Raw genomic sequence first — 13,502 nt, 5'->3', positions numbered from 1 at the left:
TGAATAGCGAAATTTTAGCAGTCGGTATGCATGACCTGAAGGGCCAACCCCCCTTTTGATGTTTCCTTGTATCGGGAACTCATGTCTTTTGCGGTTTCCCACATGGTACTTATGACTTTGTCGAGTGAAATTTTCGCTTTTGAGGCATCGCTTTCAATGGCGATTTCAGCGGCATTGATGGCTTTTATGGCTCCCATGGCATTGCGTTCAATACATGGTACCTGAACCAGGCCCGCAACGGGATCGCAGGTGAGGCCCAGATGGTGTTCCATGGCAATTTCGCTTGCCATGAGCACCTGGGCTGTGCTACCGCCCATGAGAAAGCACAATGCGCCGGCAGCCATTGCCGATGAAACCCCAATTTCTGCCTGGCATCCCCCCATAGCTGCAGAGATGGTTGCTCCTTTTTTGAAAAGGGAGCCAATTTCCCCTGATACCAGCAAAAACTTCTTGATCTCCTCAAACCCAGCCTGGTGGTTTTCAATGCATAAATAATACATCAAAACTGCAGGTAAGGTACCGGAGCTTCCGTTGGTTGGTGCTGTAACCACACGACCAAGGGATGCATTTACCTCGTTCACGGAGATGGCAAAGCAGCTAACCCATTGAAGAATTTGCCTGAATCGCACTTCAGTTCCCCTGATGGTATTCAACCACTGTTCCTTGTTTTGATATTGCTCAAAATTTTCAGCCAGAAGTTTTTTGTTCATATTGGCAGCCCTCCGACTCACGTTTAATCCTCCGGGTAGCTTGCCATCTGTATGGCAGCCTAAATACATGGACTCCAACATTACATTCCAAATGGATGCCAATGCAGCATCTATCTGATCGTCTGACCTCAAAGTCCGTTCATTGGCTAAGACAATCTCAGCAATGTCTTTTTGTTCCTTTTCGCAGTAATTTTGTAGTTCTGTTGCATAATGAATGGGAAAAGGAAATGGCTTAATCTGTGGTAAATTTTGATTTTCATTTTCTTGTTCTTCCTTGACTACAAAACCTCCCCCAATGGAGTAGAAGTAAGATTCATAAGTGCTGTTGTCTGTTAAAACAGCTTTGAACATCATCCCATTCGGATGAAAATCTAAAAAATGCTTGTGAAAAACGATGTCCTCTTCGAAATGAAACGGAACAATAATGCCCTTGTCCAGGTGAAGTTCTGAATTTGCTTTTATAAAATCGATTTTTTCACCGATGGTCAGGGTATTTATGGTCACCGGATCATGGCCACAAAGCCCTAAAACCGCTGCGATATCGGTAGCATGTCCTTTACCTGTAAGAGATAGCGAACCATAGAGGTGAATTTGTATTTTCTTAATTTTATCAAAAACATGGTCTTGTTTTAACGCTGCAATCCATCTTTGCGCTGCGCGCCATGGACCCAATGTATGAGAACTAGAAGGCCCCACTCCAATTTTAAGCATATCGAATATGCTGATGAATGCTACTTTTTCCATTGAAAGCGCTATTGATGATGAATAAGACAAATATGGCTGTTTTATTTAAAACAGGTTTATATTATCCTTTAATTCCGCAGCAAATTCTCAGTGCATATGATCTATAAAAAATCCCCTTCTGAATGGGTCAGGACAGGACTTCCCCCTTCTAAAGGGGGATTATGTGTGCAGTGGGTTTTAGATCTGTGTTTTTGCTTTGAAATTTTATTTGCACTGGTTGTATGGATTTTATCTATACCAGGTACTCTTCCCTTACAGGATAGAAAATGTTGGTACTACTCTTTTTGGTATTTATTGTTTTCCAAAATCAAAACATTGGGAATTTCGTCTAAGCCCCGAAGAAGCAGTTTCGTATATTCCATGGTATTGTGGGCATAAGAACCAAGTACGATATCTTTGTCTCCATCTCCGTCTAAATCGCCCACATCCATAGTCAACCATTTCCCCAAGGCCGCATCCGGGATAAACCTGGGTTGAAAAGTCATGTCCCCATTATTTTCAAACAAAAGAAACTGTTCTTCCGGATGATCCAATTCATCATAAAAAGCAATCGTGGCCAGGTCCAGGTCCCCATCACCATCTATGTCAACGGCCATTGCTTTGGCTGCCCCATATTGGGGGTAAAACCAGGCTTCTTCAAAATTGTCCATCCCCTTGTTTTCATAGATGCGAAAACCATGATAGGGTTTAGCAACAGTTGAGTAGTCCCAATTATCCCCATTGCTTACCAGCAGGTCCAATGCGCCATCACCATTCAAATCCTGCAGTTCAAAATAGCTGGTTCCCATTACCGGAGAAAAGGAAAGCAAAATTTTCTCCGCATCGAATTGACCGTTCCCTTTATTGTAAAAAACGGACAAGCGTTCCCTTCCCTGGCAAAAAAGTGCCACGATATCCGGTTTTCCATCCTGATTCAGGTCACACACCTCTATTTTCCTGGCACCGGACCCACCAAGTTGAAGCGGTTTCGCTTGCAGGGTACCATTGCTGTAGATGGCAATGTTCCCGCCATTATTATGGCCATAGTTACTGATCAGAAGGTCGGGCTTGCCATCCATTTCCAAATCTTCCCATATACCAAATACCGGTCTTGCCAGCTGATCCAGGTTTTTATTCCAGCTGTTGGTATTTAAATCCATCTCATACAAGGCTCCCCGGGAAAGGTCGCTTGGAGCGATGGAGCCAATGGTTATGAAATTATATACATAGGGAGCCTTTTTGATGAACTGTACTGCCGGACTGCTGATGGGAGGAAGGGTAAACAGTTCATCATTTTGATCCTTAACATAGAGTTGATTAGACCTTGCATCGGAGATAATGAGTTCCCTTCTTTCTTCGTTGATGGCTACCAGGCTTGTTTTGGGACTTGTGATTCCTTCAATAAAAAGGGTTTTTGCCGTAAAGTTGGATAGTGCTTCAGCTTTTTGCTTTGGTTTTTGAGGGGGTAATTCAACCGGTGCCTCAGCAGCGTAAAAATCCATGATTGCCTGAAAGTCATCTGGGTTTATTTGACTGCTTGCAGGATATACCCCAAGTTTTTTAATGATGCCAATTTCTTCTTCGGTTTTTTCCTCCCAAATCCCCAGGCTATCCTGTGCGGCCTGATCTCCCATTAAGGCGGCCATTTGGGGGAGAACATGCGCTTCCCATATCCCTTTAGGCAAAAGGGAAGGAGAAGGATAGACATGGCAGCTGCCGCAGTAGCTTTTGGCCAAAGCCCCGCCCTTTAAAAGCGCTTCCTGTTGTGCCTGAAGGCCGTTACACTGGAATCCTCCCCACAAAACCAGGATGGTGGATATGCGAAACAGAGACATCTGGGTATTTATTAAGGTTATGCCATTAAATTATTTTATCAGCCAATTTGTTCTTTCAACCCGAAATATAGTAGAAATTCTATAACCCACTGGATTTGCTTAAAAATCAGTCAAATGTTTGGTATTGTTTTACCAGTATAAGACTGGAAGGATGACATGTCTCCAAATTACCGGAATTTCTTGAATTGAAAACCCTCGCCAGGAACAACAGAGCAGGCACTACGCATCCTTTTCCTACATCCAGGTTCAAATTATCCGTTTTGGAGAATTCTTCTGATTCTAACTTTCACTGATGCACTTGATTTTTCCAATGCATCCTCACAAATCAACCGAAACTCAGTTTGTAATTCCGGGATTAGCTTTACAACTTCAAAATAAGCAGTAAATGCTGCTGCTTTTACAAACTTTTTATCATTGAAAAGTAAGGGACGAATGCTGTTTTCCAGGTATTCCGCTTGTTTTTTCGATAACGAAATTTTCGGAATTATCTGTAGGAAATGAAGCTGGCTTACCCAATCCTTAAGTGTAGCTCCCTTTACAAGAAGCTGTTCCAAATCAGCCGCAGCTATTTTTTCTCCCTTGTCAACATGATGCTTTATCACCCAGGTCGTTGAAACATCCAGTTCATTGCTTGTTGAAAATAGGGCTATTGTAAAAGGAATAAATGAAGGATCCGACCGATTTTCCTGGTATACTTTTTTCAGGTAATCGGTATGGGTACCGTCCCACTGTAAGTACAAATCTTTTAACACATGCTTTTCCATATCAATTCCTTTTCTGATCCGGAAACAGTGTTTATTTTGTCAATTTCAGCATTAATAGTAATTGTTAAATTTTCAGGAAGTTCCCTTTTCCTCAATTCGGCCAGAAGCTTATCGAATTGAGCAAGTGCTTTGGTTAGCTTAGGATTCTGATCCCTCTCTGGCATCTTCATCAGTTCAATTAGTTGCATCTATCCGATTTTTTTCAAATCCGCTAATAAATACCGCACGAATGGGACCAATGCCTAATTGGTATTTAGACAATCCAGTTGGCTGTTCATTGCCTGCCACCTGTTATTCGGCAATAAAGCTATCGTTATCCTTGTCTTCCATCCAATTGTATTCAATTTCGAACGCAACATTTCGGGCGAATTCGATTCCATGCCTGTCTGCCAAAAACCCCAGGGCCATGTCCATACCAGCACTGACTCCTGAAGATGTGTAATATTTGTCATCCACTTTCCAACGTGCCTTTTTGTCCCAAACCACATTGGGACCCATTGATTCCACCCAGGAAAATGCCCGTTTATTTGAAGTGGCCTGCCTGCCATCCAAAAGACCAGACCTGGCTAAAAGCGCACTTCCCGTACAGACTGTCAATACATAGCTGCTCGCGTCTGCTATTCCTTTTATCTGCCCGATAAGCATTTTATTATCTATCTCCTTACGTGTACCCATGCCACCTGGTATGAGTAGCATGTAAGGACTAGCGGAAGCCGTCTCCAACTTTTCGGTCAGGACTGAAACTCCGTGCCTATTCTCAATTGGCCCTCCATCAAGTGAATAGAATTTCAATGTATACAGGTCCCTAAGCCTTCCAAAAATTTCTACCGGACCGAAAACGTCCAGTGTTTCGTAATTGTCGAAAAGTAAGAAGGCTATTTCCATGGTATTGCTTTTTGAGTCCCCAGACTTTTCTTCCTGGGCGAAGGAACTGCCACTTGCCATTAAAACCAGCACTGCGATTAGTAGCCGCGGCATTAACATTCCAGGTTTCCCTTTTGTATTCATACTTTATCTGTTAGTGGTTCAGGTTGGCAAATTAGTGAAAACATTTGATGAAAGGGTGTTCTATGGGAACTAAACACAATTCTCAGGTACTTGGTAACGTTTAGCTAAATGCAGTTGCGGGTTTTTGAAAAGCGTAACTGTCCCACGTTGGTGCCCGAAATTAGTTAATTACCCTTAAATGGCAACACGAGTCCCTGAAATTGAATTTAGCTTTTGTTAGCGCCATGTGTCCTATTCTCAGAATAGTCTGTTTCTTTTGTTTTATCTTTAGTTCATACTATGCGATGAGCCTGTACAGAGGCTTCTTTAAATAATACGCGGCCAAGCCAAATGAACCATATTATACTTAAAAGCAATGCAAAAATTCCTAATATAGGGATAAGGGATATAGCACCAATGGCGAGTCCAAAATAATTCAATCCCTTTGGAAGTTGGTTTGCTTTTAAGGCCGTCCAGCTTGTTAATAGATACCATAAACCGTTTGTGAAAATTGTTGCCATAGCCAGAATTCCGATCATTCTGTTAAGATCGTTAGCGTTTTCGGAATTTGCGGCTGCTAATTCTCCAGCTTGATTAATTGTTATAAGACTAAAGATAGAATTGGTGAGCAAAAGTAGAATTGATATAAATCCAAAAAGTGTTGCAATTTTCATCCGAACAATCGCTGCATTGTGCAGCTGCTTAAATAGGGTAACATATAGCACCGACCAACAAGCTGCACTAATAAATTTCATCACATCTTGGATGATTAGTGGGGTTGGATTGTTAATAGCAATCTCCGCGAACAAACTTTGGTCTGTTAGCACGTCAAGGCCAATCATAACAACGGCTACATAAATGGTTACTATGGCAACGAAAGCATTGGCAAATGCTGCAAATGCCCCTTTTTTTTGATTGCTATACATCACTTTGGTTTTTTTGCGAATGTTATTTTTATTTGCATACTAATTAATGAACAGAGGCTTCCTCTAAGTTTTTTATTTTTCTCTTATCCCGTGAAGATTTTTATAGATTAGGTTCTTACCCATTACTATTTAATCGATACTAGAATTAGTCCGTACATTGGCGCTAACATCTGTATATAGCTATATCTAGAAAGGTCAGTTGCGTGTATATGTACTATGTCCAATAGCCCTCTCGCAGTTTTCAGTGGACAAATTAATTAATTCGGAGAAAAAACCAGCAACCAGCACCCAATTTGTTACCCCAACATCTTGCCTACTCCAACCAAACCAGAAAAAAGGCCCCTCACATCTACTTGGCTCTGACATAGCAAATCCTTGCATCCAGTAGATCCCGGCTAATTTTCAGGATGCATCAAGGTCCTGCCTACCTACACGAAATCTATCTTCTGACGTGAAAAATGCCCCGGAAATGGCTCAGGTCTCGAATAAATTGCTGTAAGAAAGGCTTTCATCCCTGCGCCTGTTCCCACAAGGAGGTATTTTCTGACTTGGTAAAAGTGAAGCCTACCCCAGCTGAAAGCGAATCGGAAGATACATCCATGCAATGGTGGGGCTGCCTTTGAGGTCGCGGGCAGGCAGGTAACCTCCTGTGTATCGATCCAGTACCCGTTCCACTTCCTTGACCAGGCTGGGATCTGAAGAAGTGCGGTTTACCACCGAACTTTCCAGCAATTTCCCCCGCTCATCGATTTTCAAACCTACCCAGATTTCCCCTTCTGCCCGGTTATTTCTGGCAGATTGAGGATATGACAGGTTCTTGGCCAGGAATTCTTGCCAGACCTTCATGTCAGATAAACCAGGCTTAAAAATATCTCTATCCACGGCTTCCTCTTCCCCGCCAGGAGCTACAAAGGACCCTTCGCAGTTTAGTGAGCTATCGCAAACCAGGTCGAGCACCAGTTTGTCTTCAACAAACACCTTGGTATAGTTGGCATTATCTTTCCGATACTTGAACTGCGTATACTTCAGGCTGCCATCCGAGGCATAATGCTGCTCTTCTTCCCATACCGGCTCCTGAGGTTCAGACGCTTCGAACATTGATTTTTTTGCCGATACCAATGCGTAGTTAAGGTCATAGGTTTTTTCCACCAATTCCCCTTCCGGGGAAACGGTGACTATTTTGCTGTATTTTTGGCTTTCATCGCCGGATGCTATGGGCAAAAAATGTGCGTCCAGGGGGACGATCTTTCTTTCCTGCGCTTCAACAAGTCCGGGGAATCCCAAATACCCAAGTCCTACAAATAATCCGAAAAACGTCCATTTGCCCTTCATCTCGCTAAACTATCACAATTTTGACGAGTTCCCAACTAGAAACTTATTTTTATCTCCAAGGCTTTTGCCTGCTACAGAGACATTTATGCAAAGCATTTAAACCCACTCATCCCGAGAAACCAGACTGGTTTATCAGGAAACCCTTTTTAAATTAAATCGATTTTTTATTGTTTATCAATAAATTTTTATTGATAATTGTACAATAAAAAAAATCCGAAGACAATGAACTGGAAAGAAGCTTGGAAAAATAAGTGGGAAACCCAACCTGTATTGATGTTACTCACCATCGTAATTTGGTCTATTTTTATAGGACTATGTATCAAAGGCGGAACCTTGTTGTTTACCTCCATCTACAGCCTCTTTAACCCGGCGGTGGCGCAAGACCTTTACCAGGGGTTGAATTTGTCGGTGGCCAGGGAATGGCATTTGGGATATTACCTGGGGGCCTTGTCCTTCCTGCTGGGAATTTTGGCAGCCAAGGCCTATATTTTCTTTTTGGTAATCCGGGTTTTCCTGAAGATTGACCTCGTTCACCCTTTCAGTAAGGAAGTTTCAGTCCTTATTTCCAGAATCGGCAGAGTTACCATTGAGGTAGGTATTTTAATCATAATAGCCTCCGGGTATTTTCATTGGTTGTCTTCACGAACGGCGCATAGTCCTGCACTTAATGGATTTTTGGGTGGCGCATTTGAGTACCTGATTATGGGTGCGGTTATTTATGCCATTGCGTTGGTCTTCAAACGTGGCGTAGAAATTCAAACCGATAATGGCCTTACTGTATAACCATGCCCATTGTCGTAAATTTAGATGTCATGATGGCAAAACGAAAAATATCCCTGAACGAGCTCTCGGAAAAGGTGGATATCACCTTATCAAACCTTTCCATCCTTAAGACAGGTAAGGCAAAAGCCGTCCGGTTTACCACCTTGGAAGCAATTTGCAAGGCCTTAGACTGTCAGCCAGGAGATATCCTGGAGTTTGTGGAGGATTAAGATAAAGTAATTCCCGTTAAGGTTTAAATTTATACAAAGGCTTGCGGGTGCCGGGCAGCAGGGTGGATATGAGATCCGAATGCAGTTGGTGGTGTGAAAGCCTCACTGAGCCAAATGGTCCAGGTCAGGCTACTCGATTGAGCCTTCGTGCTTTTTAATTTTCTAGTATGTTCATTAATTTCTGGTTCAGATATAATTTTTCTTTTCCGACTCTTACAGATTTCAGGAAACCCTCTTCTTCTAATTCAATGAGGTAGTTTCCAACAGTTTTTGGTGTTCCTAAGTCAATGTCAATTAGGTTTTGTCTTTTTGTATATGGAAGCTTAAAAATGACTTCAACTAAATCTTTGGAATATACTTTCGGGAGTTTTTCTTTTTTTCTTGCCCAGTAGTTTCCATAAGTTGAATTATCGCTTCTAGCCTATCTAATCCTTTAATAGCCGTTGTTTCAACAAAACCAGCAAGGTTGGCAGCTTCAGGGTCATATTTCCTTTACGGGCTTATCAGGTTTGGCATAGGCCAATCTTCCCAGCCTTTTCCCTACATGATAGGCATCGATCCCTGAGGAAGTAACCGTACCTAACTTGTCCAGATCAATAAAACCATCCTCACCCAAAGCTTTTTCCTCAACATAAACATGTTCAATCTTTCCAATAATCAAAACAGTTTCATTAATAGACAGGGTGATATGATCTGCCAGACTACAACCAATTTTGAGAGGGCTACCTGACACATAGGGGGCCTTAAAGTCATCTTTATATTCCTCTTTTAACCCTGTTGCCTCAAATTCGGAATTTTTCCACCGGGCACTGCATTGATGTGCGGCTTTATAAAAAGATGCTGTTACGTGATTTAACGTAAAGCATTTGTTTTGAAGCACATTTTCCAAAGTATGTCGCTCTACAGAATGAGGCCTGAACAAAACACCTATCAAAGGGGGATTCGCTCCAATATGAAAAACCTGACTAAAAGGGGCAACATTGGTCACCTTGGTTTCCTGATTGAAAGTGCCAATAAGATTCAGGCTTTTATAACCACTAAGACAGTTTATGAAATCTCTTCGGAATCCTTGTTCAGCATCAAGGATGTCCTGTAGGGAAAAATGTTTCATCAGGTAATAATGGCTTCCTCCAGTGAATCACAATATTTAATATCCAGGTTGTCAATAATGTTTCCGGGATTTTTTTCAAGTATCTCTTTCTTGGCAATCATCACCATTTTTTCAAACCATTTTTCCGGGGGGAGGATTTTACGGTGTACCGTAATGCCTTCAGCATACATTTCTTTTTTCCAATCCAGGAAATACCATTCCATGCTGGGTTGGTGAAAAGCCCTGAGTGATCTCTTGTCAAAAATAAATTTATGAAATTTTCCTTTTCTTATAATGGCTGATATTTTGTGGAAAGTTTCTTTGAAATCTTCAATGGGTACATAATCGACCAGAAGTTCGCAAACGATAATTCCGCTGATTTCATTGACCAAAACCCTGGCGTATCTTCCTTCAAAAGATAGGTCAAAGTTTTTCATCGCCGATTTATTCAAGGTGTCGTTCATTTTTAGCAGGTTTAAAAGCAATTACCCCTAATTTTACGGAATAAGTGAATAATAGATTTAGTGAAAAGAGTTTTTTCTTTGCTTTTTTTCATTTTCTACCTCCTCCTTAAAATTATCCAGATCCTCTTCCAGCTTTATCGCATAGTTTATGGTGGTTTTCATCAGCTCCTGCTGGGCTTCTATCTGTTCTTTCAAACGAGAAAGTTCCAGGTTCATTTCCAGCAATTTTTCTTCATAAGCTCTTCTAAGCCGTTCTTTCTCTATTTGCGCTTTTTTAAGCTCTGCCTTAAAAATCAAATATGATTCAGGTGGAGTCCTCATATTACTCTTAAATTTATTTTAGGGACAATACCCTTTTTCATCTACACTTTGTTCAACCTAAATGTTGTAAGATAATGAAATTTTATCTAACACTGGATAAGCCTCCGTCTATTTTTAGAACCTGGCCTGTGGTCCATGATGATTTATCTGACAATAAAAAAACCACCGCCTCTGCCATATCATTGACATTTCCATGTCTTCCAAGGGGATGCCTTCTGCCCGCAGCCTCCTTCTTTTCAGGACTGGACAATAAAGCTTCCGCCAGGGGCGTATCTGTCAGGGATGGAGCGATGGTATTTACCCTGATACCAGCATTGGCCCATTCGGCGGCCAGGGACCGGCTCAGCCCTTCAACTGCACCTTTGGCTCCAGCAATGGAGCTATGAAATCCCATCCCTGTTTGTACTGCCACAGTACTGAATAACACTACAGAAGCATTGCCTGATTTTTTCAATGGTTTTTGCAATGCCTGCAATACTTTTACCGCCCCTAAATAATTTATTTCAAGATCTTTTTGAAAATCAGAAAGTGAAATCCGGTGAAAGGGCTTAAGGTTAATCGTTCCAGGACAATAAACCAACCCATGCACTTCCTCAGGTATGCCCTCTATATCTTTAAAATCTGAAGTGATATCCAAATGTCCGGATCCGGTTTTTGATTTGGAGAAGGCAAGCACGTTTGCACCCTCTTTTTCCAATAGCTCTTTCACTTTTCCACCTATGCCACTGTTTCCCCCAATAATCACAATATTTCTATGCTCCATATTCATTATATTTTACTAATACAATCCATTAAACTTTAAATTGTTTGCTTCTTTTAGGTATTAAACCAAAATTCAATGCTGCCTTGAAATAAAAAAAAATCTCCCGTCAAAGTCACTAACGGGAGATAACTGCTATATAATGAAGCTTTTGTTTTATTAATTTTTCAGCTACCTGGGCAATTCCAGGTATTTGAGAAATTCATTTCTTTTTTGATCCTCTTTCTCAAAGATTCCGCTATAGAAAGAAGTCACCGTACTACTGCTGTTGTCTTTAACCCCTCTGCTGGAAACACACATGTGATCCGCATCCAGGATTACGGCTACATCTTCCGTACCAAGGGCTTCCCTGAGCTCATTGCCGATCTGTACAGTCAGTCTCTCCTGGACCTGAGGCCTTTTGGCAAAATACTGAACAATACGGTTTATTTTGGACAAGCCGATTACATGACCATTGGAAACATAGGCGACATGTGCTTTACCGAAAATAGGTACGAAATGGTGCTCACAGTGGGAATAGAAGGTAATGTCTTTCTCTACCAACATTTCCTTGTACCGAAATTTATTCTCAAAAAGTTTGGCCTCCGGTTTATTTTTTGGATCAAGACCACTAAAAACCTCTTTAACAAACATTTTCGCTACCCGCTTGGGTGTGCCTTTAAGGCTATCGTCGGTTAAATCCAAGCCCAGTACATACATGATTTCCTTAAAATGTTTTTCTATCAATTCCATTTTAAGCTCATCATCCATCTCAAAGGCATCTCCCCGCAATGGCGTATCATGTGAGAATGCCACATGCTCATCGCCCAATTCCTCTATATTGAGATCAATTCCCGCTGAATTCAACAAAGTTTCTTTCTGTTTCATATAATCGAACTGTTAAGTCGTATTTTTTTTCAATTTTTTCTCTCAAAATATTCCAAATAACCACAGCAATGTTTTCTGCAGTTGGGTTAAGGGTTTTAAATTCATCTGTATCTAAATTTAGGTTTTTGTGATCAAATCTATCGCTAACATGCTGCTTAATCAGATCCTTTAATAGTTTCATGTCGTAGACATAACCTGTATCAGGATCAATAGGTCCCTCGAGCTTTACGATAAGTTCATAGTTGTGTCCATGATAATTATCATTATTACACTTTCCAAAAACTTCCCTGTTTTTTTCTGCTGTCCAGTTTGGGTTGTGCAAACGGTGTGCGGCATTAAAATGAGCTTTTCTGTAGACGGCAACTTTCATAGGATTTTTAACAGCTGTATCCTTAATTTTGTTTAATAATAAGGAAAAATAATTCAACAAAAATAATAACTCCTTCTTTCCCAGAAGATTTCATTTAAAGTAAAATATTGATAGTTCGCATTTTTGTCAAATGATTTCCAACGCAAAGAACAACAGTTTTAGGGCAATGGGTTCAAAATTGTTTCAATTTAAAGCCTTCAAATAGATAAAAAAATGAACTGAAAATAATATTTTTATGGTTAAGATGTTGTTAATTGGATCAGGCGAGAATTCAAAGTATCCCTGTGACCTTTAGGTCCTTTTCTTTAATCATCCTAAATATGGCAAACAGACTTATTATTATACTTCTTTTTCTAGCTAGTCCGGTGCTTTCCTTCGGAGATGGCGGGTTATCTATTCATGAACATAAAAATATCCGGACAATGGCCGCAAACCATTCAGATAAGTTGTCCATGCTAACCGATTTAATCTGGCAAAATATACAAAAAGAGTCGGTACTATTAAGAAAGGAGGTTTTGGAGCTGGCTTTGAGGGGATACCAGCGCATGCAGGAACAAGGCCTGATAAAAGAAGGCAAACCTTTAACCGTAATTGATTTTGACCTTCCCTCTACCCAAAAGAGACTTTGGGTCATCAATATGAAAAGTCAAACATTGCAACATACATCTCTGGTGTCACACGGGAGAAACTCAGGCCTGGTCAAAGCCGAAAAATTTTCGAATACACCGGAAAGCCATATGAGCAGTTTGGGTTTTTATTTAACAGGAGAAACGTACATGGGCAAACACGGGGCTTCCCTGCGGCTTGACGGGCTCGAAAGGGGGATCAATGATCAGGCCAGATCCAGGGCAATAGTGATTCATGCTGCAGATTATGCAGAGCCTTCATTTTTGAAAAATTATGGCCGATTAGGAAGGAGTTTGGGCTGTCCGGCACTTCCAACGGAACACTATGAAGAAATAATCGCATTGATTAAGGAAAAAAGCTGTCTGTTTATCCATGCTGATCAAAGTTCCTATAAAGAAAAATCAGTTTTCGTGAGTCAGGGGTAGTTGCAGTAGTTTTAACAATACATTGTCTCTGGATTGAATGTCTTTTCAAATGTTTTCCTATGATGCCCCCTACTTTGAAAAGATTCAGTCTTTTTCACATCATTATCTGATATTCATATTCCTACTTACATTACATTGTTTTGGATAACCTTGAGTAATTTCAAGTTATACTCGGATTACTAAGGAATCTTACCTTTTTTATGAATAAACCCTAAATTCATTGGTTTAGCCCTTTGTTCTCTTTCTTTTTGTCTCTCTTAAGAAACAGTTTATCCTATGGTTCTGCCTCCACTAATTCCATGCCTAATT

The 13,502-nt window shown here is 40.9% G+C and carries 17 protein-coding genes; 3 read left to right on the top strand and 14 right to left on the bottom strand.

The window, feature by feature from the left end:
* Positions 1-14: 14 nt before the first annotated feature.
* From HUJ21_RS07125 to HUJ21_RS07095, 7 genes are all read right to left on the bottom strand, one after another.
* Complete coding sequence (locus HUJ21_RS07125) at positions 15-1,454, bottom strand: L-serine ammonia-lyase (RefSeq protein ID WP_291368255.1); 1,440 nt, start codon at positions 1,452-1,454, stop codon at positions 15-17.
* A 275-nt stretch (positions 1,455-1,729) separates the two neighbouring features.
* Positions 1,730-3,268 (bottom strand): VCBS repeat-containing protein, encoded by a 1,539-nt coding sequence (locus HUJ21_RS07120; RefSeq protein ID WP_291368254.1) that lies wholly within the window; start codon positions 3,266-3,268, stop codon positions 1,730-1,732.
* A 251-nt stretch (positions 3,269-3,519) separates the two neighbouring features.
* Entirely contained in the window at positions 3,520-4,032 is a 513-nt protein-coding gene (locus HUJ21_RS07115; RefSeq protein WP_291368253.1) for a hypothetical protein, read from the bottom strand.
* Positions 4,014-4,220: a hypothetical protein gene (locus HUJ21_RS07110; RefSeq protein WP_291368252.1), complete on the bottom strand. Its 207-nt coding sequence runs from the start codon at positions 4,218-4,220 to the stop codon at positions 4,014-4,016. Before HUJ21_RS07110 ends, HUJ21_RS07115 begins: the two co-directional genes overlap by 19 nt.
* Before the next feature lie 103 nt (positions 4,221-4,323).
* Positions 4,324-5,010, bottom strand: a complete 687-nt coding sequence (locus tag HUJ21_RS07105; RefSeq protein ID WP_291368251.1) for a DJ-1/PfpI family protein — start codon at positions 5,008-5,010, stop codon at positions 4,324-4,326.
* Between the two features lie 302 nt (positions 5,011-5,312).
* Positions 5,313-5,945, bottom strand: a complete 633-nt coding sequence (locus tag HUJ21_RS07100) for a DUF4386 family protein (RefSeq protein WP_291368250.1) — start codon at positions 5,943-5,945, stop codon at positions 5,313-5,315.
* A 564-nt stretch (positions 5,946-6,509) separates the two neighbouring features.
* Positions 6,510-7,277 (bottom strand): energy transducer TonB, encoded by a 768-nt coding sequence (locus tag HUJ21_RS07095; protein WP_291368249.1) that lies wholly within the window; start codon positions 7,275-7,277, stop codon positions 6,510-6,512.
* Between the two features lie 222 nt (positions 7,278-7,499).
* Between HUJ21_RS07095 and HUJ21_RS07090 the strand changes: the two genes are divergently transcribed.
* Together HUJ21_RS07090 and HUJ21_RS07085 are read left to right on the top strand one after the other, a co-directional pair.
* Positions 7,500-8,060, top strand: a complete 561-nt coding sequence (locus HUJ21_RS07090) for a DUF2975 domain-containing protein (RefSeq protein ID WP_291368248.1) — start codon at positions 7,500-7,502, stop codon at positions 8,058-8,060.
* A gap of 2 nt (positions 8,061-8,062) precedes the next feature.
* Positions 8,063-8,269 carry a helix-turn-helix transcriptional regulator gene (locus HUJ21_RS07085; protein ID WP_291368247.1) on the top strand — a complete coding sequence of 69 codons (207 nt, stop codon included), beginning with the start codon at positions 8,063-8,065 and terminating at the stop codon, positions 8,267-8,269.
* A gap of 154 nt (positions 8,270-8,423) precedes the next feature.
* On the opposite strand, the gene HUJ21_RS25080 is transcribed toward HUJ21_RS07085, so the two are convergent.
* The 7 genes from HUJ21_RS25080 to HUJ21_RS07055 all read right to left on the bottom strand — a co-directional run bounded on the left by HUJ21_RS25080 (position 8,424) and on the right by HUJ21_RS07055 (position 12,141).
* Positions 8,424-8,600: a hypothetical protein gene (locus HUJ21_RS25080; RefSeq protein WP_366483676.1), complete on the bottom strand. Its 177-nt coding sequence runs from the start codon at positions 8,598-8,600 to the stop codon at positions 8,424-8,426.
* Positions 8,601-8,750: 150 nt separating this feature from the next.
* On the bottom strand, positions 8,751-9,380 hold the full coding sequence (locus tag HUJ21_RS07080; protein ID WP_291368246.1) for a flavin reductase family protein: 630 nt from the start codon (positions 9,378-9,380) through the stop codon (positions 8,751-8,753).
* Positions 9,380-9,823 (bottom strand): hypothetical protein, encoded by a 444-nt coding sequence (locus HUJ21_RS07075; protein ID WP_291368245.1) that lies wholly within the window; start codon positions 9,821-9,823, stop codon positions 9,380-9,382. Before HUJ21_RS07075 ends, HUJ21_RS07080 begins: the two co-directional genes overlap by 1 nt.
* Positions 9,824-9,880: 57 nt before the next feature.
* Positions 9,881-10,144, bottom strand: a complete 264-nt coding sequence (locus tag HUJ21_RS07070; protein WP_166146443.1) for a hypothetical protein — start codon at positions 10,142-10,144, stop codon at positions 9,881-9,883.
* An 82-nt stretch (positions 10,145-10,226) separates the two neighbouring features.
* On the bottom strand, positions 10,227-10,907 hold the full coding sequence (locus HUJ21_RS07065; RefSeq protein ID WP_291368244.1) for an SDR family oxidoreductase: 681 nt from the start codon (positions 10,905-10,907) through the stop codon (positions 10,227-10,229).
* 168 nt (positions 10,908-11,075) lie between these two features.
* Positions 11,076-11,771 carry a GTP cyclohydrolase I FolE gene (folE, locus tag HUJ21_RS07060; protein ID WP_166146439.1) on the bottom strand — a complete coding sequence of 232 codons (696 nt, stop codon included), beginning with the start codon at positions 11,769-11,771 and terminating at the stop codon, positions 11,076-11,078.
* Positions 11,731-12,141: a 6-carboxytetrahydropterin synthase gene (locus HUJ21_RS07055; RefSeq protein WP_291368243.1), complete on the bottom strand. Its 411-nt coding sequence runs from the start codon at positions 12,139-12,141 to the stop codon at positions 11,731-11,733. Before HUJ21_RS07055 ends, folE begins: the two co-directional genes overlap by 41 nt.
* Before the next feature lie 320 nt (positions 12,142-12,461).
* On the opposite strand from HUJ21_RS07055, the gene HUJ21_RS07050 reads away from it, so the two are divergent.
* Positions 12,462-13,193, top strand: a complete 732-nt coding sequence (locus tag HUJ21_RS07050) for a murein L,D-transpeptidase catalytic domain family protein (protein WP_291368242.1) — start codon at positions 12,462-12,464, stop codon at positions 13,191-13,193.
* Positions 13,194-13,502: the final 309 nt, after the last annotated feature.

It is taken from the genome of Cyclobacterium sp., assembly GCF_014762705.1.
GTDB lineage: Bacteria > Bacteroidota > Bacteroidia > Cytophagales > Cyclobacteriaceae > Cyclobacterium.
The sequence above is the reverse complement of the archived record's forward strand: the minus strand, read 5'-3'. Positions and strand labels throughout refer to the sequence as shown.